18 protein-coding genes are annotated in these 22,586 nt (G+C 42.1%); 12 read left to right on the top strand and 6 right to left on the bottom strand.

What is annotated here, in order from left to right; translation table 11 throughout:
• Nucleotides 1-158 precede the first annotated feature (158 nt).
• From BN1068_RS07490 to BN1068_RS07440, 11 genes are all read left to right on the top strand, one after another.
• Nucleotides 159-983 (top strand): M55 family metallopeptidase, encoded by an 825-nt coding sequence (locus tag BN1068_RS07490; RefSeq protein WP_077602233.1) that lies wholly within the window; start codon nt 159-161, stop codon nt 981-983.
• A gap of 377 nt (nt 984-1,360) precedes the next feature.
• Nucleotides 1,361-2,293 carry an ABC transporter permease gene (locus BN1068_RS07485; RefSeq protein ID WP_077602232.1) on the top strand — a complete coding sequence of 311 codons (933 nt, stop codon included), beginning with the start codon at nt 1,361-1,363 and terminating at the stop codon, nt 2,291-2,293.
• Nucleotides 2,294-2,295: 2 nt separating this feature from the next.
• A complete protein-coding gene (locus BN1068_RS07480; RefSeq protein ID WP_077602231.1) occupies nt 2,296-3,252 on the top strand; it encodes an ABC transporter permease in 957 nt (318 codons plus the stop codon).
• Nucleotides 3,253-3,261: 9 nt separating this feature from the next.
• A complete protein-coding gene (locus BN1068_RS07475) occupies nt 3,262-4,266 on the top strand; it encodes an ABC transporter ATP-binding protein (RefSeq protein WP_077602230.1) in 1,005 nt (334 codons plus the stop codon).
• A gap of 15 nt (nt 4,267-4,281) precedes the next feature.
• Nucleotides 4,282-5,964 (top strand): peptide ABC transporter substrate-binding protein, encoded by a 1,683-nt coding sequence (locus tag BN1068_RS07470; protein ID WP_077602229.1) that lies wholly within the window; start codon nt 4,282-4,284, stop codon nt 5,962-5,964.
• 103 nt (nt 5,965-6,067) lie between these two features.
• A complete protein-coding gene (locus BN1068_RS07465; protein WP_077602228.1) occupies nt 6,068-6,982 on the top strand; it encodes a S66 peptidase family protein in 915 nt (304 codons plus the stop codon).
• Between the two features lie 33 nt (nt 6,983-7,015).
• Nucleotides 7,016-8,137 (top strand): mandelate racemase/muconate lactonizing enzyme family protein, encoded by a 1,122-nt coding sequence (locus BN1068_RS07460; RefSeq protein WP_077602227.1) that lies wholly within the window; start codon nt 7,016-7,018, stop codon nt 8,135-8,137.
• Nucleotide 8,138: 1 nt separating this feature from the next.
• Nucleotides 8,139-9,074 carry a C40 family peptidase gene (locus BN1068_RS07455; RefSeq protein ID WP_077602226.1) on the top strand — a complete coding sequence of 312 codons (936 nt, stop codon included), beginning with the start codon at nt 8,139-8,141 and terminating at the stop codon, nt 9,072-9,074.
• 4 nt (nt 9,075-9,078) lie between these two features.
• Entirely contained in the window at nt 9,079-10,110 is a 1,032-nt protein-coding gene (locus BN1068_RS07450; protein WP_077602225.1) for an ABC transporter ATP-binding protein, read from the top strand.
• Between the two features lie 224 nt (nt 10,111-10,334).
• Nucleotides 10,335-11,552 carry a stage II sporulation protein D gene (spoIID, locus tag BN1068_RS07445; protein WP_254846727.1) on the top strand — a complete coding sequence of 406 codons (1,218 nt, stop codon included), beginning with the start codon at nt 10,335-10,337 and terminating at the stop codon, nt 11,550-11,552.
• Nucleotides 11,553-12,027: 475 nt separating this feature from the next.
• Complete coding sequence (locus tag BN1068_RS07440; protein WP_077602224.1) at nt 12,028-12,903, top strand: stage II sporulation protein SpoIIQ; 876 nt, start codon at nt 12,028-12,030, stop codon at nt 12,901-12,903.
• A gap of 245 nt (nt 12,904-13,148) precedes the next feature.
• Here the strand turns inward: BN1068_RS07440 and BN1068_RS07435 are convergent, their stop codons facing one another.
• The 6 genes from BN1068_RS07435 to BN1068_RS07410 all read right to left on the bottom strand — a co-directional run bounded on the left by BN1068_RS07435 (nt 13,149) and on the right by BN1068_RS07410 (nt 20,606).
• Nucleotides 13,149-13,886: an IclR family transcriptional regulator gene (locus tag BN1068_RS07435; protein WP_077602223.1), complete on the bottom strand. Its 738-nt coding sequence runs from the start codon at nt 13,884-13,886 to the stop codon at nt 13,149-13,151.
• 63 nt (nt 13,887-13,949) lie between these two features.
• Nucleotides 13,950-15,416: an aldehyde dehydrogenase family protein gene (locus BN1068_RS07430; protein ID WP_077602222.1), complete on the bottom strand. Its 1,467-nt coding sequence runs from the start codon at nt 15,414-15,416 to the stop codon at nt 13,950-13,952.
• 71 nt (nt 15,417-15,487) lie between these two features.
• Nucleotides 15,488-16,258, bottom strand: a complete 771-nt coding sequence (locus tag BN1068_RS07425) for a DUF3726 domain-containing protein (RefSeq protein WP_077602221.1) — start codon at nt 16,256-16,258, stop codon at nt 15,488-15,490.
• A 15-nt stretch (nt 16,259-16,273) separates the two neighbouring features.
• Nucleotides 16,274-17,269, bottom strand: a complete 996-nt coding sequence (locus BN1068_RS07420) for a membrane dipeptidase (protein WP_175637105.1) — start codon at nt 17,267-17,269, stop codon at nt 16,274-16,276.
• The gene (locus BN1068_RS07415; protein ID WP_254846726.1) at nt 17,266-18,981 is read right to left on the bottom strand and encodes a hypothetical protein; all 1,716 of its coding nucleotides are present in this window, start codon (nt 18,979-18,981) and stop codon (nt 17,266-17,268) included. The genes BN1068_RS07420 and BN1068_RS07415 overlap by 4 nt, the downstream gene beginning before the upstream one ends.
• A gap of 62 nt (nt 18,982-19,043) precedes the next feature.
• On the bottom strand, nt 19,044-20,606 hold the full coding sequence (locus BN1068_RS07410; protein ID WP_077602874.1) for a BCCT family transporter: 1,563 nt from the start codon (nt 20,604-20,606) through the stop codon (nt 19,044-19,046).
• Nucleotides 20,607-21,494: 888 nt separating this feature from the next.
• Between BN1068_RS07410 and spoIIID the strand changes: the two genes are divergently transcribed.
• Entirely contained in the window at nt 21,495-21,827 is a 333-nt protein-coding gene (spoIIID, locus tag BN1068_RS07405) for a sporulation transcriptional regulator SpoIIID (RefSeq protein ID WP_077602219.1), read from the top strand.
• Nucleotides 21,828-22,586 lie beyond the last annotated feature (759 nt).

The following is a 22,586-nucleotide window of genomic DNA, read 5'->3' as shown; positions in this document are numbered from 1 at the left end:
TATGTCATGCTTAAATAGCAGTCTATACGTTTTTCTGAAAAAAAAGTTAGGAAAAGAAATGAATCACAATTCAATTTTTTATAATATATCACTTCTCACTTTGGCAAAAACATGCTATATTTAGAGAAAATTACTAATATTTTGATTGGATGATGAAAATGAAAATTTATATGTCTGTTGATATGGAAGGAATAACAGGACTACCGGATGCTACATTTGTAGACTGGAGGAAGCATAATTACGAAAGAGCCCGAAAAATCATGACAGAGGAAGCAAATTATGTCATTCAGGCAGCATTTGGTTACGGGGCGGAAGAAGTTTTAGTTAATGACAGTCATTCCAAGATGAATAATTTACTCATTGATCAAATTCATCCGGACGCGCTTTTAATAACCGGAGAAGTGAAACCGTTTTCAATGATGCAAGGATTAAATGATACATATAGCGGCGCTTTTTTTGTAGGCTATCATGCCAGAGCCGGACAGTATGGCGTGATGTCACATTCCATGATACATGCTGTGCGGAATTTCTATATTAATGATCATTGTATTGGTGAAATGGGGATGAATGCCTATCTTGCCGGATATTATGATGTGCCTGTTTTATTCGTGGCAGGAGATGATCAGGCAGCTGCAGAGGCAGAAAAATTAATACCCAATGTGACTACTGCTGCTGTGAAAGAAACTATTTCCAGGTCATCCGTAAAAAGTTTAACACCAAAAAAAGCCGGGCTTCTGCTTAAAGAGAAAGTTAAGCTGGCCCTCGATCAACGCAGCCTTGTAAAACCGCTGGTGCCTCCAGATAACCCGGAGCTGACAATGGAATTTAATAATAGCGGACAGGCAGAATGGGCGAACTTAATGCCGGGAACAATGTGGATTCCAGGCACAACAAAAGTCCGTTTCCAGGCAAAGGATATCAAAGAAGCCTATCAAGCCATGCTGGTAATGACAGAATTAGCCATGCAGACAACTTTTTCTTAAAGTGTGTGTTCAAAAAGTTTGATAAATAGGACCAAGAAGTTCAAGGCGGTGCCGCTTTGAGGAACGGGCTTCCACAGGATGTGGTGACTTCTGTGTTGTCCACAGAACGTGGACGGTCTTAACTGAAGTTCCTCTATGCTTTAACATACGTGAGTACCGGAAAAGCAAACCAACGCAGAAATTCGCCGTGTCATTTTTAATGGACTTTTTGAACATCCTTTTAAAGTGTAATGAATACAAAAGACAAACATATTTATTATTAATAACAAGCCGGTTTATTCTCTTATTTTTACAAGTTCACTTTCTCCTTCTATTTAGGACAGAGTCAACTAACAGGAATAGTGTATGAAAAATTTTAGGATAGCGTGGTGAAACATATGCTGAAGTATATTTTAAAGCGTTTATTAATTATGATTATCACACTGTGGGTGATTATTACACTAACTTTTATATTGATGATTAATATACCCGGCTCTCCTTTTAATAGCGACCAGTCCTCCAATGAGACGGTGCAGGCCAACCTGGAAGCCCATTATAATCTGGATCAGCCCTATTACATACAATATCTGCTCTACATAAAATCGATCGTCACCTTTGATTTCGGACCTTCTATCAAACAGCCTAACCAGACTGTGAATGATCTCTTATCGAGAGGATTTCCGATTTCTTTTGAGCTGGGGATAATCACGATTGTCTTAGCCGTAATTTCAGGGATATTAGTTGGGATTATTGCCGCACTCAGACATAACGGGTTTCTGGATTACTTAACAATGGGGATTGCTGTTTTAGGTATTTCCATACCAAACTTTATTTTAGCGACACTTCTTATCCAGCAGCTGGCTGTAAACCTGGAAATATTCCCGACAGCTACCTGGAGAAGCCCGGCTCATATGGTACTGCCGGTGCTTGCACTGGCCACCGGCCCAATGGCAATCATTGCCCGTCTGACACGCTCCACCATGCTGGAGGTGCTGACACAGGATTATATCAAAATGGCGAAAGCAAAAGGTTTATCTCCCTGGAAGGTAATCTTTAAACATGCGCTCCGAAACGCATTAATGCCAGTAGTAACGATTATGGGGACACTTTTTGCCGGAATTTTAACAGGAACCTTTGTCATTGAACAGATTTTTGCAATACCGGGAATGGGGAGATACTTTGTAGAAAGTATTAATCAGCGTGACTATCCGGTTATTATGGGGACAACTGTTTTCTACAGCGCCTTCTTGATTATTATGCTTTTTATTGTGGATGTTGTTTACGGCATACTCGACCCACGGATTAAAATGCATCAAAAAGGGGGCAAGTAAAGATGAAATCAAAAGAAGAGATCGAATACACGCAAACTGCTGCCAATGTCCCTGATGAATGGTTTTCCTGGAAAGAACGGGATAAAGAAAAGCTGGAGCAGGTATCCCGTCCATCCCTGTCCTATTGGCAGGATGCCTGGCGCCGTCTGGTTAAAAACAAAATGGCGATGCTTGGACTTATCTTTTTGGTGCTGCTTACCATTATGGCAATTATCGGTCCGATACTTTCCCCTTATGAAGTGAACAGGCAGAGCCTTCCTGATCAATACCAGCCGCCGTCTATGGAGCATTGGTTCGGCACAGATAATGCAGGGAGAGATGTTTTTACACGTACCTGGTATGGTGCCCGGATTTCCTTATTTGTAGGATTTATAGCTGCATTAATTGACGTAACCATCGGTATTATCTGGGGAGGGATATCCGGCTATAAAGGCGGCCGCACCGATAATATAATGATGCGTATTATTGAAGTTTTATATGGTTTACCGTACTTATTAGTTGTTATTTTACTCTTAGTTGTGCTCGGTCCGAGCCTCGGAACCATTATTCTGGCACTGACGATTACCGGATGGGTAGGGATGGCCAGAATTGTGCGGGGACAGGTCTTACAGATTAAAAACTATGAATTTATTCTCGCTTCCAAGTCATTTGGTACCAAAACATTCCGAATCATCCGGAAAAATCTCCTTCCTAATGCGATGGGGCCGATTATTGTCCAGATGACATTAACAATTCCATCAGCGATATTTGCCGAAGCATTCCTGAGCTTTATCGGTCTCGGAATCCAGGCTCCATTTGCCAGCTGGGGTGTAATGGCAAATGATTCGTTGGGAGCTATTTTATCCGGAAACTGGTGGACACTATTCTTCCCGGCATTTTTTATCTCCTTTACGATGTTTGCCTTCAACGTTCTGGGAGATGGACTGCAGGATGCACTTGATCCGAAATTAAGAAAGTAGGTGGACAACTTGGAAAGAATACTCGAAGTAAATGATTTACATGTTACATTTACAACTTATGGAGGGACAGTCCAAGCTGTCAGAGGTGTCAATTTTCACTTAGATAGAGGGGAAACACTGGCGATTGTCGGTGAATCCGGATGTGGCAAGAGTGTCACCTCCAATGCCATTATGCGGCTGATTCCAGATCCCCCTGGAAAAATTACAAAGGGTTCGATTATTTTTAAAGGGCAGGATTTAGCAGCTTACTCAGAGAAAAAAATGCGTAATATTCGCGGAGTAGATATTTCTATGATTTTTCAGGATCCGATGACAGCGCTGAATCCAACCTTAACGATAGGTACGCAGCTTATGGAAGGTTTAAAAGAACATAAGAAAATTACTGGATCTCAAGCAAAGCAAAAAGCCATCGAAATGATGGATCTGGTTGGTATCCCCAACCCGGAAGAACGCTTAAAACAATATCCGCACCAATTTAGCGGAGGAATGCGTCAGCGGATTGTCATAGCTATTGCACTTATCTGTGATCCTGATTTACTGATTGCAGATGAACCGACAACTGCGCTGGATGTAACGATTCAAGCACAGATACTGGAGCTGTTTTCAACGATCCAGGAGCGGACGGGTGTATCGATTATTTTGATTACACATGATCTAGGCGTTGTTGCCAAAATAGCCGACCGCATTATCGTTATGTACGCTGGAAAGATTATTGAATCCGGAAGCAAGCGGGACATATTCTACCGGCCGGAGCATCCATATACAAAGGGGCTGCTGAATTCTGTCCCAAGATTAGACGCAAAAGAAGAACTGAAGCCGATTGCCGGCACTCCACCTGATTTATTCTCACCTCCAAAAGGATGTCCATTCACAGCACGATGTCCTTTTGCGATGGAGGTGTGCGATAAAGTTTATCCCGTTTCAGAAAAAATCAGTGATTCGCATCAAGTGGATTGCTGGCTGCAGGATGAACGGGCCAAGCAGCTTATGGCTGCTAAATCACTACAAACTTAAAAAGGGGGCAAAACAATGAAAGAAAGGAAGCTTTTATGGATACTCCTGGTGATGTTAACAGCACTCTTTCTCGCTGCGTGTACAGCGAATGAGGATGCTGGAGAGCCGCAGGAGGGTACAGACACAGAAGAAGGTAATGGCGAAGATGGCGAAGACGGTGAAGCTGCAGAAGAAACCCCGGATCTGGATGGAAAGACATTATATATTAATAATGGCCAGGAACCGGCTTCATTCGATCCATCCATTGGATTTGATCAGGTATCCTGGGATCCTTTGAATAACCTGATGGAAGGATTGACCCGATTAGATGAAAATTCAGTAGCCGCAGAAGGGGTGGCAGAGAGCTGGGATATTTCTGAAGATGGTTTAACCTATACATTCCATTTGCGTGAAGATGCCAAATGGTCTAATGGTGATCCTGTCGTAGCTGAGGATTTTGTTTTTGCATGGAAGCATATGCTGGACCCTGAAACAGCTTCCCAGGCAGCATTTCTAGCCTACTACATCGAGGGCGGCGAAGAATACAATAGCGGGGAAGGGTCCGCTGATGATGTCAATGTAACTGCTGTTGATGACAAAACATTAGAAGTCGTTTTGATTCAGCCGACAGGATTTTTCTTAGATCTGCTGACAAATCCGGCATTTTTCCCAATTAACCATCAGGTAGCTGAAGAAACACCGGACTGGTATGCAGAAGCAGATACATTTGTAGCAAATGGACCGTTCATGCTGGAATCATGGGAGCATGACAGTGAAATGATTTTTGCCAAGAATCCGGAATATTGGGATGCTGATGCAGTTAATTTAGATTATGTGCATTTTTCCATGGTGAATAACACGAATTCACAATACCAAATGTTCCAGACAGGAGAGCTGGATACAGCGAGTATTCCTCCAGAAATGTCAGATGAATTAATTGACGGAGACGATGTATTTATCGGTGAAAGCGGCGGCCTGGAATTCTATCGTTTTAATCTTACAGAAGAACCATTCCAAAATAAGAAAATCAGACAGGCGTTTTCTTATGCAATCAATCGGGATGATATTGCGGAATATGTCGTAAAACAAGGCGTAGAGCCGGCATATGGTTTTGTATCACCTGGCTTTACAGCGCCGGACGGAAAAGATTTCCGTGAAGAAAATGGTGATTTGCTGTCATTTGATCCGGAGCTTGGTAAGCAGCTGCTGGAAGAAGGGATGCAGGAAGAAGGATATGATGAACTTCCGCCAGTTGTATTGACTTACAGTACCAGCGATGTTAACCAGGCTGTAGCAGAAACAATGCAAAATATGCTGAGTGAAAATTTAGGTATCGATGTTACATTGGAGAATCAGGAATGGAATGTGTTTTCGGAAGCGCAGCAAAATCTTGAATTACAGTTCTCCAGAAGCTCATTTCTCAATGATTACGCTGACCCGGTCAACTTTCTGGAAAGCTTCACGACAAATTCTTATATGAACCGTACCGGATTTGAAAGTGCAGAATACGATGAGCTTATTCAAAAAAGTAAAAGTGAAACAGACGAAGAACAGCGCTATGAATATATGTATGAGGCAGAAAGAATGCTGGCTGAAGAAATGATTGCCATGCCGATCCGCTACTACAATGTTGTTGTACTTGAAGCGGATGGTGTGGAAGGAATCCTTCGTCATCCGGTAGGATACTTCGACCTGAAATACGCTGACAAAGCAGAGTAAAAAAAGCAGATAGGCTCATGTACCGACATTCAGGTCTCACTTGAGCCTATCTCTATTTTAAAGAAATATACTCTTTTATTTCTCAAAAAAGGGGGATACATACTTGCTTTCTTATCGTTTAAAATTTGGAGATACCATCGGAATTATCGCTCCGGCTGGTCCTGTAGAAAAAGAAAAACTGGAAAAATCATTCTCCTTTTTTGAAAATATGGACTTAAAAATAAAGCTTGGAGAACATGTATATGATCAATACGGATATTTAGCAGGAAGGGATGCTAGCCGTTTAGCGGATTTTCATCAAATGGTTGCTGACCGGAATGTGAAGGCAATTATTTGCGCCAGGGGCGGCTATGGAACAGGTCGCATCATTGATAAAATAGATATGGAATTAATCAAAAAAAATCCTAAAATTATCTGGGGATACAGTGATATTACATTTTTACATACAGCCATCCGCCAAGCGACCGGCTTAATTACTTTTCATGGTCCGATGCCGGCATCGGATATGGTGAAAAAAGACTTTGATACACTTTCCAGCCAATTATTCAGGCAGCTGTTTGGACCGACTAACCTCATTTATTCAGAGAGTATTTCTCCGCTTACTGTCTATCGGGAAGGAGAAGCCTCAGGGAAAATTGTCGGAGGAAATCTGTCACTGCTTGTACAAACGCTGGGCACTCCTTATGAAATTTGTACAAAGGATAAACTGTTATTCATAGAAGATGTTGGCGAGGAGCCTTATCGGATTGATGCGATGATGAATCAGCTTCGTTTGACCGGGAAGCTGCAGCAGGCTGCCGGGATAATTATCGGTGATTTTGCAGAAGCAGACCCTAAAGTACATCCAAGTTTAAGATTGGAAGAAGTCTGGAAGCATTACTTTAGAAATTATAGAAAGCCGGTTATTGCCGGTTTCCGAATCGGTCACTGCTTTCCGCATTTCTCTATTCCTTTAGGAGTAAAAGCAACTTTATCCAGCAGGACGAAGACGCTTCAGCTTTCGCCGGGAGTACGTTAAGGAATGTCAAATACTTAGAAAGGGGCGTTAATCGTGAAGATAATTGATTTAGGACTTTATCATAGCTCGATCCCTTTACATACACCTTTTAAAACAGCACTGCGGACGGTAACTGTTGCAGAAAGTATTTTTGTGAAAATAACCTGCGATAATGGCAGCATCGGCTGGGGAGAAGCTCCGCCGACGCATGTGATTACAGGCGATAGTCTGGCAAGTATCCATTACACGATTGATCAGGTCATCCGTCCAATTTTAAAGGATGCAGAGCTATCATCCTATGCGCATATTTTTATGCAGCTGGAGAAGGCGATTGTTCATAATAGCAGTGCCAAGGCCGCTGTGGATATGGCATTATATGATTGTCTCGCACAAGCAGCAAATCAGCCTTTATATCAATATTTGGGAGGCTCGAGCTCCACTATCCAAAATGATTACACCGTCAGCGTGAATGAGATTGATCAAATGCAGAAGGACGCAAAATTATATAAAGAAAATGGCTTTGACATTTTAAAGGTAAAAGTAGGCAAAGACTCGGCAGAAAAAGATATTGAACGGGTAGCTGCTGTCCGGAAAGCGGCAGGAGAGGACGTTCTGATCCGGTTGGATGCAAACCAGGGCTGGACTGCGAAAGAAGCAGTTAAATCTATTACAAAGATGGAAGAGCTGGGCTTAAATATTGAATTGGTAGAACAGCCTGTTCCTGCCCATGACATTCAAGGGCTTAAATATATTACCAGTCATACGACAACACCAATTATGGCGGATGAAGCAGTATTTTCTGTACACGATGCACGACGTGTCCTGGAAATGGGGGCTGCGGATCTGATTAATATTAAGCTGATGAAGGCTGGAGGGATCCATCAGGCGATAAAAATTGCAAACCTTTGTGAAGCTTATGGGGTTTCCTGTATGGCAGGGAGCATGATAGAGACCAAGCTGGGAATTACAGCTGCCGCTCATTTTGCAGCCAGTCACCCGGCAGTCACACGCTTTGACTTTGATGCCCCGCTGATGCTGTCAGATGATATTTTAGAAGGTGGTATTCATTACGAAGGAAAAGGAAATCAAATTACTTTTCCTGATCAGCCGGGACTTGGAATAAAAGCTGTGAAGGAAGCTTATTTGGAACCAATCAAAAATGAAAGGAGCTGGTAGAATGAAAGAGATGTTTGAGAAGCTCCCGGAAATGTTTCATGTGACGAATGTGCAGGTTGCAACAATCTGGACTAATCCAGAGTCAGCCAGAGCGGAGGATGAATATGGAGTCTCAAGCCCGACAGATATACTTAAATGGGTGAACAGCTTAACCTATGAGCAGGGTTTGGCTCTGTGTAATGACAATCTGGTGCAGTCGCAGACATTGTACGGCGAGCCTGTCATAGTTCTGGAGGAAGAAGGAGAATGGGCACATGTTATCGCTCCATTTCAGCCGTCCAAAAAAGATGCGGGAGGCTATCCGGGATATATACCAATCCGTCAATTGACACGTGTGAATAAAGAAAGCTGGCTCCAGGATAAATATAGCGTCGTTACCGCAAAGGATGCCTGGCTGGAAGACTCAGACGGACAAACAAGGATGCAGCTGAGTTATTTAACCATTTTGCCTTACTTAGGGGAGAACGATACGCATGTGTATGTACAGACGCCGACAGGAAAGCAGCAGATTGCTAAAGAAAAAACAATAACTGTTACGAATGAAGTTGGCATAGAGCCTGGCAGCGGCGCAGATATTGTGGCTGCCGGTCTTCCCTTTACCGGTCTTGATTATTTCTGGGGCGGCATGAGCTCCTTTGGCTATGATTGTTCAGGGCTCGCCTATGCAGCGCATAAAGCAAACGGCTATTGGATTGCCCGTGATGCGGGAGATCAGGCAGATGCAGGTGAAGAGATTGCTTTTGATGCGATCAAGCCGGGAGATCTGCTCTTCTTTGCTCATCAGGATGGAAAAGGAGCAATCCATCATGTCGGCATCTATAAAGGAAATGGAGAAATGCTGCATTCACCGCAAACAGGAAAAGGGATTGAAATCACTCCTTTACAAGGAACCAAGTACGAAAGGGAGCTATGCGCAGCGAGAAGGTACTGGAGGTGAAGAGATGGAAGATAAAATACTGGAAGTAAAAAACCTTGTGAAATACTTTGATGTGGGAAAGGCAGATATTTTAAAAGCCGTCAATGATGTATCCTTTCATATTTTTAAAGGGGAAACCTATGGTCTGGTTGGTGAATCCGGCTGCGGGAAATCTACCATCGGCCGGACAATTCTCGGATTATATGAGAAAACAAGCGGAGATGTCTGGTTTAATTATGAAAATGTACATGGATTAAGCGAAAAGGAACAATTCGCGCTTTACCGGAAAATGCAGATGATTTTTCAGGATCCGTATGCTTCGTTGAATCCCCGGTCTACCATCAGGGAAATCATCTCTGAGCCTCTGGAGGTACACGGAATTTTTAAGAAGAAAAAAGATCTCATGAACCGTGTATATGAACTGCTGGAGGAGGTTGGACTGAGCAGGGACCATGTGAACCGTTACCCGCACGAATTCAGCGGCGGACAACGTCAGCGAATCGGGATTGCTAGAGCGCTGGCACTGAACCCGGACTTTATTATTGCCGATGAGCCGATTTCTGCATTAGATGTTTCCGTGCAGGCGCAGGTAGTGAATCTGATGAAGCGGCTGCAGCGGGAAAAAGGGCTGACCTTCTTATTTATTGCGCATGACTTGTCGATGGTGAAGCAATTCTCAGACCGGATTGGCGTGATGTATTTAGGAAATCTGGTAGAGGAGACAGATGGCGAGGATCTCTATGAAAATCCATTGCATCCATATACAAAAGCGCTTCTATCAGCCATTCCAATTCCAGACCCGGATATAGAAGAAGAGAGAGAACGGATTATTTTAGAAGGGGAATTGCCAAGCCCTATCAATCCGCCTTCAGGGTGTGTATTCCGGACAAGATGCCCGATGGCAATGGATATATGCAAGGATGTGAAGCCGGTATGGCAGGAAATAAAGTCAGGTCACCGCGTTGCCTGCCATCTGTATGATCAGAATTATAAGGATAGCCCGCCGACCGGGCCGCAGCGGACGAAAGAAATGGAAGAAGAAGAAATTCAGGCATAAATATAAAGAACCGTAGAATGCTCTTTGAACGGCTAAAAGAGACTTCTATGGTTTTTTTATTACTGTATATTTTGAACTGTTATGTACACTCTGAAAATTTTTTCTCTAACTTTATCATAAGAAAAAGGTCTATTTTGCCAATAAAATGTATAGATTTAATAGTAGGCATGATAGATAAACAGCTTAAGAGGATGTTCAGAAAGTTTTAGAAAAGGAGGAGGAACGTGCATAACAAAAAGTATAAACAGAAAAACACAGCAATTCATAAGAAAATGAAGCAGCTGCAGCAGAAAAAAAGGATACCGAACCAGCCGACACAGAAAATCGTACCTTTTTCTAACCGGAAATCAACGTATTATAATCATCAGCGCCCATCTCCTTGGAAGCAAATGATATTAGGTGTTTTTGCAGTACTGATCATTTTTATTCTGGCAGTCCCTGCAATTATTGTCCAGATCACAAAAACCGATAATCCAATTAGTACAGGTGTAGAAGTGGTGGATACAGAAGAAGAAAATCCTGATAAAGAAGAAGGAACAGAGGATACCTCTGAAGAAACAGCAGCGGGCGAAGAAGCAGTGGAAGTCGGAGCATCTCCATTTGATGTCTCTGTCATGCGGGTGAGCAACGAGAAAGTGGAGAATGTTCCAGTAGAGCAATATGTTGCCGGGGTGGTTTCTTCCGAGATGCCGACAGAGTTTGAAATGGAAGCATTAAAAGCCCAGGCAGTTGCTGCGAGAACATTTACTGTCAACTTTCTGCTGAATGGAGAGAAGAATAGCAGCTATGATTTGACTGATTCAACACAGCATCAGGTATATAAAGGGGAACAGGAGCTGCAGGAGCAATGGGGAGCGGAATATCAGGAAAAAATGAATAAAATAAATCAGGCAGTGAAAGAAACAGAAGGACAAATCATAACGTATAATAAGGCACCGATTACAGCTTCCTTCTTCTCCACAAGTAATGGGTATACGGAAAACTCTGAGGATTATTGGGAGAGCGAGGTTGCCTATCTGCGCAGCGTAGAGAGTCCCTGGGATAAGAATGCACCAGAGTTCACCAGTCAGACAACGCTGAGTGTCGCAGAGGTGTCTGAGGCATTGCAAGTGCCGCTTCAGGATGATAAGAAAATCCCAATGGAAATCAGCCATACAGACAGTGGCAGAGTAAAAGAAATAACAGTTGCCGGAAATACTTTTACAGGACCGGAATTTCGTGATAAATTGGGCTTGAGATCCAGTGACTTTACTATTGAACAAAGTGATAATCATCTGATTTTTACGACACAGGGCTATGGGCACGGCGTCGGCATGAGCCAATATGGCGCAAATGGCATGGCGGCAGAAGGAAAAAATTATGAAGACATTATTCACTACTACTATACAGATGTGGAAATTAGCCAGGTAAGTGAAATCGCACCAACCCTCGTTTCTAACTGAGCGGGGGTTTTTTATTGTCTAAATGGGCTAAACTACTTTTATTGCAAAGGTGAAAGTGTTTCGTTTCTACTATATAAATTGAAATAATAAATCTTTCTTTTGTTCCTGACATAATACATCGTTTTTTCATGTTTAAGCGCTATTACCAGCGAAGGAAAAACACGGAGACTCCTATGGGAAAGCGCAAAACGGAAGGAAGTTCGGTTAAGTTCGCGACGTCCTGTCGCAACACCGAACTGACATACATCCTGTATGCCTCCGCAGAAAAAAAGTGAACTTCTTTTTTTGAGGAGGCTGAGCTCAAGCCCATGGAAAGCGTAGTGTTTTTCCGGAGCGAATGCTAGAAGGTAAAATCTAAATTTCAACTTATCCAGAACCTTTATTTAATCTATTTATTATGAAAATCAAAAATTTTTTTCATAGTTATGTATATAATTCTCTTTTTCTGCTCACAATGGTTGCAGAGGTGATGAAAATGAAAGAGGAATTCAAAGGCCCAAAAAATAAATGGAGCCAAATTTTCCGTAAGAAATGGTTTTTCCCAGCATTGTATTTAAGTATTGCAGCTGTTTTATTAGCGTCAGTCATTTGGTATCAAAATGCAGGAACTGATGTTTCAGAGCAAGATGACCAAAGGAATGCAGAGGATCACTATCTTCCATCAATGAATGATGAAGATGCAGTACCGGTAGTGGATCAGCAGGAATTGGTAGGAATGCCGCTGGAAAACGCAGATGAAGCAGAAATCGTAACTAAATTTTTTGATTACAACGCAGAGCAGGCCGACAGAGAAAATGCACTTGTACTTTACAACAATCGTTACTATCAAAGTACAGGAGTAGACATTGCAGCAGCAGACGCAGAAACTTTTGATGTCTTAGCATCTATCAGCGGAACAGTAGAAGAAGTGAAGGAAGATCCATTACTGGGTAATGTAGTTGTGGTATCTCATGGTGAAGACTTAAAAACGTATTATGCTAGTCTTGGAGATGTAGCAGTTTCTGTAAGTGACCAAGTTGCACAAGGTGATAAGCTGGGAACAGCAGGCAAAAACTTGTTTGGTAAAGATAATGGAACACACTTGCATTTTGAAATCCGTAAAGACGGTAAAGAAGTAAACCCGGAAAGCTATTTTGATCAGCCGGCATCCAGCATTGCTGTAGAAGATAGCGCTGCGGAAGATGAAGCAGTAAGTGATGAACCAACTTCAGGAGAAGATGTTGTAAATCCTGAAGAAGATGCAGAAAACGTAGAAGATACAGAACAGGAAGAAGCACCAAGTGAAGACGAAGGAACTGACGAAGAAGCGGATGAAGAAATCGACGTAGAATTGGACGAGTCCGAAGAATAAAAGAATATTGCTTGGGAAAACCAAAAAAAGAGGCTGTTGCACAATCAGGAAACTGATCGTGCAACAGTTTTTTTGTGCACAAAAAAACAGACCACAAAGGGTCTGCTCTTGTGTATTATTAATTTAGGACAAGTAAAAAAATAACAAGATTCCAGTATACGCAAACATTAGGTAATTATCAATTATATTTACCAATGGATGTAGAAGAAATGATTCTTTTCTTATTCTTTAATAAAGCATTTCCGTTACACAAATGATTTAGAAATTTCCTGTGTTGCATGAACTAATGCCGGAATATGCTTCTCTATCATTTCGCTATTAAAGCGGAAAATCGGACCTGAAATCGATAATGCTCCTACAACACGCTGGTTTTGATCAAAAACCGGAGCAGACAATGCCGAAACATTTGCGTTGATTTCCTCAAAGCTGACTGCATAACCCTGCTCTCTTGTAGTTTCTATTTTCTTAGTTAAAATATCGCGCTCTTCCCGGGATAAACTGTACAGTACACTTTGAAGAATCTCTTCGGATTGATAGGACAGAATTGCCCGGCCTGTAGCACCGGCATGGATAGGATACTGATTGCCGACACCTACAGACCTTCTGATTTCCTGCTGACTTTCATATTCCATAACACATAGCCGCGTGTATCCATTCGGTATATAGAATCCAGCTGTTTCCCCTGTCTGATTTCGCAGCCGGATCAGCCAGGGCTCTACAACTGGTGCAAAAGGCAGCTCCGTTATGATCTTATTTGCATAGTCTAAAAAAGCCGGACCGAGTGAATACAGTTTGGAATGTGTATCCTGCAGTACAAATCCTTCCATTTTTAAAGTGGTTAACAAACGATGAACAATAGTTTGGGAAATCTCTAAATCTTTGCTTATATAACTGACACTTTGCGGTCCCGGTGTTTCCTTCAGATGTTCTAATACTTTAATTGCCCGCAATACAGTTGCAGATACGTCTGACTTTGTTTTCATAGGAACCTCCAGATTGAATCGATAACATACTTTTCGAATTATTATATCATATTACTCTGTCGATTATTTGCTTTTAATATACCTTGTTTTGTACTGGCAGTAGAAATCCATTGCTTCACTGCCCAATTCTTTAAAGGTTCCGGTGCTCGATTGCTTATAGCCTCCAAAAGGAGCTTGATAAAATGTACCTGTGGTTGTCATATTCACTTTAACAATTCCTGCTTCAATCTCATTTAACGCCTTATTCATATATTCCAGGTTTTTGGTGCAGATGGCTGATGAAAGTCCATAATCTACATCATTAGCGGCAGCAATAGCCTCATCAATACCTCTGACCTCAGTAATGCAATTGACCGGACCAAAAACCTCCTCCTGAAAAATTCGCATAGACGGGGTCACATTTCGAATGACGGTAGGTTCTACAAAATAGCCGTGCTCAAATTCCGGACCTTCCGGGATTTTCCCTCCGGTAAGTACAGTGGCGCCTTCCTCCACTGCACTTTGAATCAGTGCGAGGGTAGAGGACTGTTCGGACGCACTTACCTGTGGACCGATGTCAATGCCTTCTTCCATGCCATTTCCGATGCGAAGCTCTTTTGTCTTTGCAACAAGCTTATCTGTGAACGCCTCAGCAATTGCTTGATGGACAATTACCCGTCCTGTAGCTGTACAAGCCTGCCCGGTTTGCCCATAGGCGCCCGCAGCAGCAATCTGCACTGCCTCATCTATATCCGCATCTTCCATGACAATAAGCGGATTTTTTCCTCCCATTTCAAGTAAACAGCGTTTCATATCTTTGGCAGCCTCTGCATAAACCTTTTTCCCGGAAGAATTAGATCCGGTAAAGGTCACAGCCTTTACTGCTTTATGCTGGATCATTTCAGAGACAAATCTGCCGGGAGCGATGACATGATTGATGACACCTGCAGGAACACCAGCCTTCTCAACAATTTCCATAAACTTCATGACAGTTAACGGTGTCTGTGAAGAGGCCTTTAATACAACTGTATTGCCGCTGGCGATGGCTGGTGCAGTCTTCCATGCCGGAATAGAAAGCGGGAAATTCCAGGGAGTTACTACCAGGACGACACCTAGAGGCTCCGGCTTTGTTTCAATTTGAACATCCGGTATATCTGCTTCCATGATGGTTCCTTTCAGACGGCGGCATTCACCGGCGTAAAAGCGGATAATACCTGCTGCATAACCGACCTCTTTTATTGCATCCTGAAATGTTTTACCCTCTTCCATAACAATTGTCCGGGCAAGCTCCTCTTTGTCATTCTCCATTAACGCAGCAATGTTATATAAGTATTGTTCACGCTGCGGGGCCGGTGTGTGTCTCCAGGATTGAAATGCCTGCCCGGCAGAATCAATAGCTGCTTTTACGTCTTCTGGGGTCGATTGATTATAGGATGAAACAATTTCCCTTGTGTCAGCAGGATTCACTCCTTCTCTTAATTCGTCTCCTGAAGGGGATACCCATTTTCCATTGATAAAGTTTTTTAATGATACAGTTGTTGTCGCTGCCATCATAATACCTCCTTAAATATTTCTAATCTATTGATAACGTTTATTAAGAACATGTTTGTATTACATATTCATCATTCCTCCATAGCTTCAACAAGTGTTTCCCGTCCAATTTGATCAAGTTCATTCCAGCATTTCATATCAATTTCGGCCCCGTACAAGTACGCCTTTTCAAAGGTAGCCTTTAAATGCACAGATTCTGTCAGTTTGATCGCTCCATTTCCAGCTGCCTGCCTCAGTTTTCTTACACAGGAAGTGATCAATTTTGTTTCCGAGGTACAAACAAGCCAAAACTCATCGCTAGTCATATTGGCCGTTTCATATTGTCCAAGCTCTGCGGTAAGATTTTGTTCCATGATTTGCTCTGCGGCATCTCCTTCCGCAAATAATGGGTAGGCAATTTCCGGTGTAGAAAGAATCCATATTGGAACGCCCTGACTTGTTTTATAATTAACCAGACATCCTTTATCTCTGGAAGCGATATAATGGGCCGGCTGTGCCAGGAGCCGGGAATGGGTCGTATTTTGCATATGAACCCGTACTGTATTTTTTGTTTCAGACATTCCTAAAGCAAAGTCTGCCATCAGCTTGCCCAGAATAATAGCGCTTTGTGCTTCTCCATCAAAACGGTATAAACCATTTTCCTCTTGCAGGAGATGAACATTTTTCATACTCTGTGATTTTATATTGGGAATTTCCTTCAGCAATACCTGCATACCATTTAAACCGATGAATTCACTCCATGTAACCACTCCGGCACCATCATCTGCGCACCCGTAAGGAATGCCGCATGCACGGAAGACCTTTTTACAGTGAATAAACAGCTCTACATAGGATACGCGCATTTCTCCGCCTCCTTTTTATTTTTGACCATCCTCTTTAAAGCCCTCCGTAAAGAAACGTAACCAGTTGCCGCCCATTACCTTTGCTGCATCCTCGCCGGACATTCCCTGTTGAATGAGCCCTTCTGCAATATTCGGAAAGTCCTTCGGAGTCTGAAACCATGATGGCCACTCCGGCCATGACGGATTTTCCTTTGAACCGGCTCCATAGTCCATATCATGTGTCCATCTGCCCATCCGCATCCAGTGCAGAAAGTCTGTAGACATGTTTAATGTTAAATCGGTGCCGAGGCCAACCTGATCAATCCCCATAAAATCAACCGTTTGGATAATCATACTGCAAAATTCCTCCAGTGTTGTATTCTTTCCATTCACAAGATGCGGATAGGCGCAGACCCCAAGTACACCGCCATTCTCTTTTAAAGCCTGAAGCACCTCTGCAGACTTGTTGCGTTTTGTTGGATAAATCCAGCTCGGGTTTGCATGTGTGATTGCCACCGGCCGCTCTGATACAGCTATCGCGTCAAGAGAAGTCTGTTCACCAACATGTGAAAGATCCACAATCATTCCCACCCGGTTCATTTCCTGAATAACTAATTTGCCGAAGCGGGAAAGACCGCTGTCTTTCTCTTCATAACAGCTGCTCCCGACTAAATTCTGGTTATTATAGGTCAGCTGCATCACTTTAATACCGAGCTGGTTAAAAACAGAGACAAGAGAAAGCTCATCCTCCAGAGAAGAGGTATTTTGTGTGCCCAGAATAACACCTATTTTTCCTGCCTGTTTTGCCTTTAAAATATCACTGCCCTGAAATACCTGCATGACCAGGTCATCATTTTCATGAAAGAACCGGTGCCATTCGCCGATTTTACGAAGTGTTTCCCGGGCATTTTCCCATAATCCGCAGCACGCGTGAACACAGGTGACACCACCTTTTTTTAAAAGATGCACAAATTCTCTGTCCCAGCTGCTTAACTCTAAAGCATCAATGACAATCTCGTTTTGTTGTATCATGGTTGATCTCCTTTCCATGTCGGTAATTGTGGAAATACCCAATTATCAGGGAAAGGCTGCCCGATTTCTTCGACAAGCGGTGCTCCCTGAAATAACGTAATACGCACCCAGCGATTGGATTTTGGATTGAAGCGCTCAGCTCCAAAAAAAGATAACTTGAATCGGAGCAGGTTGACAGGCAGTAAATCCTTGCTTAACAGATTGGCCTGCACTTCTCCATATTCAAAACCGTCCAAGGATTGAATCCGCTGTATGATACCTTTATAGTGCGGATACTTCAAAATAAAAGATATAACAATCTCCTCAGGATGAGCAGCTGTTAAAGCTTGATAGAGCTCCTGCACCTCTTCCGCTATATTCATCGGCAGCTCCTTGTCACTGCCGGGTTCCTGGTCACGAACTCCGATGCGCGGTTCCTCTTTTTCTTCAGAACGGTACCAAAAATAATATTTTTCATCCGGATTGGTAAAATCATATTGAAATACCCAGGTATACTGCTGTTTGATTAAATCAATAAGTTCCCTGATTTTCATTCGCGGTTCAATCTGGTATGTTTCTTCTACGTTCATCCTCCGTTCCAAATCAATAACATGATCCGTATACAGCTCAAGTAAAAGCGTGTGCAGCAGCTCCTGCATCTCGATAGAGGCTGTTCTCTCTGCAAGAACAGACAAATCATGCCACATGTCTTGTGTAGGCTGCTTCATTAAGGTGCCGCTTTTTAAATATTCAAGAACAATCTTATTTAGAAATCTGCATTGTTCCGCCAGCTTTTCCGGTTTGAAAAAGATCTCCCTGTCGATCAGTCTTGAATCATCAAAATAGGTTGCAGTGCGATTCAGCCAATATCTCATCAGTGCGAGATCATCCCGGGACGGTTGAATGTCCTTTACTCTGGCGATAGCTTTCTCTCTGATATAGACCCACTGGTGAATCAATCTGGGATGCGCGATCAGAAAAGGGGCCATCCCCAGACCAGTTGCATTTCCGGTACCTATAAAACGCTTTATTTCCGGAGCCAGCAGAACGGCATCCGGATTTTTTTGTAAGGCAATATGCTCCACAAGATCAAAGCTGAAATGCCGCAGCATATACACCGCAAACATCTGAGCCTGAAAGGGGCCGCTGAAGGGATGATTATCTTTAATTTTTTCATAAGGAGCAAGCCCGAATTTTCCGTTGCCATAAACGGCTGTTGTCCGTAATAGATAACCAACCTCATTTAAAACTTTTGGGTCGGGCTGCTTTTGTGCTGCAAGACAGTCAATAACATAATCAAAAATCCGGTTGCTTCTGTTGGCGCGTGACCAGACAAGGTCAAACGCATCGCCGCGCCCTGCCTCCTGCTTAGGCAATTCTCTTTTTAAACTTTCTATTTTTTCAGTGGAGACGATGCCTTCACTTAATGCAAAGGTGACATCCCATTTTTGGGAAATAACACGGTCGCTTCGTTCATCTTCCTTTATTTCTGTGGAGACAACTACAAAGGAAAATGTATGCCTTGGTGTTTGAATACGATATACACTATGGCCATGTCCATCCTTATTTAATTCAAATAATGTCCGATCAACCTGCCAATTTTCCCGCATCATATGTCTTAATAATATGCGCAGAAAACTCAAGCTTGTCAGGCGGAATGCACCGATGCGTTCCAGTTTCATTACTTCGGAAGCGGGACGCAATTTATGATTTTCATGCTTTACTTCTATCAAGCTGTACACCCCCAAAAACTAAGATTATTTATTTAATAACTGCATATTTAGCAGGTAGTTCCTTAACCGGCTTCTTCATTCTCGTAGATGCTTTCCTTCTTAGGCGGGGTGATTCCCTGTTCCTCAGCAAGTTTTCTGCAAACGAGTGGTGCCGTCCAGAAGGTTGTCAGCAATAATATAGAAACCGGGACAGCTGTTACCACAATAAAGGACTGTAATGAACTGACACTGCTCTCGCCAATTGTTAACAAAACAGCAGCAACCGCGCCCATCAGTAATGCCCAGAATACGCGCATCGCTTTCGGCGGTTCACCAGTACCGGTAATGGCCATCGATATGGTCAGTGACATAGAGTCTGTTGTTGTGAGTACAAAGATGATGGTTGCCAGCAGAAACAAAAAGCCTAAAATCGTGCCTAAAGGCAATTGCTGCGTAATGGCAATCATAGCGGCAGGAGCTCCATTACTGTTCAACGCTTCGGAAACAGAACCGGGATTAGCAATTTCCTGGAAAATCCCCGTACCGCCTACAACAGTAAACCAAAATGCTGTTACGACAGGTGCAATAACGGCAACTGCTGTGACAATCTCCCTAATCGTCCGTCCGCGGGAGATACGGCTGACAAATATCGCCATCATGGGTCCATATCCAAGGAACCAGGCAAAAAAGAAAACCGTCCATCCGCTAAGCCATGCACTATCGCTGCGAAATGTGCTCATACTGACAAAGTTCTGCAAGTATAAACCGAAGGACTCCAGAAAAGAGTCAAAGATGAATAACCCGGGCCCAAGGATCAGCATAGCTGCAACAAGGGTCAGTGCTAAAATGACATTATAACGGCTTAGAATTTGGATTCCCCGATGGATACCAGACGCAGCAGAAATTGCTGCAGCAATAACAATCAAAAGGATAATAATAACCTGAACAATCAACGTATCCGGTAATCCGAACAAAGCATTTAATCCATATCCGGCCTGCAAGCCGAGAAACCCGATAGGACCAATGGTTCCGGCAGCAACCGCTACAATCGAAAAAACATCAACAAACGTACCCAATGCACTATTTTTCATAATTCTGTCGCCAAAAAAAGGATACAGTAATGACCTTGGCTTAAGCGGCGCTCCGCGATGATAGTGTGCATACATCAGTACGAAGGTGGCAAGCGTTCCCAAAATGGCCCAAGCAAGGAATCCCCAGTCGACAAAGCTTGCAGCAAGTGCCGGACCCACAGCCTCCTGAGATCCTGATGAAATATCCCCAAATTGAGGAGGGGTACTCAAAAAATGACTTAATGGCTCAGCAGCTGCCCAAAATACGCCTCCGCCTGCAAGTAAAGTACACATAATAATAGAAATCCATTTAAAGTTGCTCATTTCCGGCTTAGTCAATTTTCCTAATCGAATTCGTCCATACTTGGAAAATCCTAAGAAAAGGGCAATAACGAATGTACCGAGCATAAGAAACTGATACACAGAACCAAAGTATTTTACGGAGAATGCAAAAGACGCATTTACCATATCAGTTACAAACGCCTGGTTGAAAAGGCCGGCAACGACAAAGATTAATAAAAGACCGCCGCTAATTAGAAAGACAGGTAAGTCAATTGTTCGGGTACTTCCTTTCATGTACTTCAATAGAATTCCTCCTCGTTATTTTTATAATTCCATTTAAGCTGTGACAGGGAAAAAACCTTGCGCCAAGTGAACCAGTAAGAGACAGACAAGCTCCGAATAATAATGACGGACAGTCTTTAAAAAAATAACGGTTATTGCTGCTTTTTGATCTGAATAAAACTTGAAGTCTATTCCAGTCAGTTATGAAATTAATTGTTAGAAGATATCAACATAAAAAAATGTAAGGGTTTTCAAAAAAGATAGAAACAATAAATAATACAATAATTTATATTGATAATTTATCTATATTCCGATAATAGGAATACAATACCGTTATTTAATTAAAGGATAAATTATGCGTACATCATTGTCAATATTAAATATTATCTGACTATATAAGTTGAACTTAAATATTCATATAACCTTTTAAATCTTTGAGCTAACTATTTTGATTTCCCGGTACAAAAAGGTCAGGAAGAAAGAAAAAAATGAACGTTGATGAATTTAATTGCAATTATTCAAAGAAGAGAAGAAATATTTGTTCACTGGAAAAAATAAATGAATGAAGTTTTCATTTTATGGATGATAACAGTAAGAAAAATGGAACTTCCGTTTCAAGATTTTCTTAAATACACCTTGTCCCCATGATTATTTGTACAAAACTTAAGCATAAAGGAACGATTTTTTTAATATGATGATATTACAAACCATGCAATCGAATTGTCTGAGGTGAAAAGACATGTAATTTATAAATACCATTCATCTTAAGTGGAACCTTTATTCTTTTATATTCTAATGACTACATAAAAAATAGTCAGCCGCTTATCAATAAGTCCTATCCCAAAACATACACCCTGTCCAAGCGACACCTCGGAATTACAACTTAGGGGGGCGAACGGTGTGCATGATTACATCAAAGAAAGGACAATTAAAATAGGGAGGCATGTTGTAGAGACAAGAAAAACAGTCCGGACGATTGCAAAAGAGTTCGGCGTATCTAAAAGTACAGTCCATAAAGATCTGACAGAAAGGCTGCCCGAAATTAATCCTAAACTGGCCCAGGAAGTAAAAGAAATACTCGAGTACCATAAAGCAATCCGCCATTTACGCGGAGGCGAAGCAACAAGGAAAAAATACAAAATATCCAAGGATGAAGAAAATACTTTAAAAGAAGCAAAAATCACACAAAAATTCCTCGCCTCATCAAACAGATCCAAAGCACAAGGAAGTTAAAAAATCTCCACGCAATTTATTTTTTAAATATTATAAATATAGAAAAAGCAGTAGAACAATGATAAAAAATAGTTTTACTGCTTTTTTAGGTGCTCGGAAAATCTTTGATTAAATGATAAATACTGATTTATTACAAGAAAATGGAGTGATGTATGACCAAATATTATAGTGAATAATATAAATTTACTTAATTACTCAACTTTCGCACTTTAAAAAGTAACTTCTTATCCATAGGAACAGGGGTTGATTATTTCTTCCATATATCTGTTGACAAAGATAGAAGGTAAAGTGTAAAGCGACCGCTACGGTGGACCGTTTTGCTTTCCTAGGGGCACGCTCTTCAGCTAACTTTTGCCAAGAAGATCACTTGGCAAAAGTGGATCTTCAGATGGTGCTAATCCCTCAGGAGTCAAAACGGTCCACCTCCGCTAGCAGGATATTCTATACTGAAATAACTGAACAAATAAAAGGTAGATCCGACGGAACAAATTTTCGTGTTGCATGGTAAAACATGCTCAGCAATCCTTATTTTTGGTGCATGAAAGCTATTCTCGATATGAATTATTCATGCTGTCATGATTTGAACTGTTAAAAACCATTTGAAACACCAGCATGATTGTTTATTTAGGCTCAAAAACGATGATTTCATCTAACTTCATCAGGATATTATTTCTTCCATGCGCTGTAGAATCCTATTAGAGCGCAGGCCAACCACGTAGACTCCTATGGGAACAGGGCGAGCTGAAGATCCACTTGAAA

Source organism: Oceanobacillus sojae (genome assembly GCF_900162665.1).
GTDB classification, from domain to species: Bacteria; Bacillota; Bacilli; order Bacillales; family Amphibacillaceae; genus Oceanobacillus; species Oceanobacillus sojae_A.
Note: the sequence above shows the minus strand (reverse complement) of the source record. Positions and strands in the feature narration are given on the sequence as shown.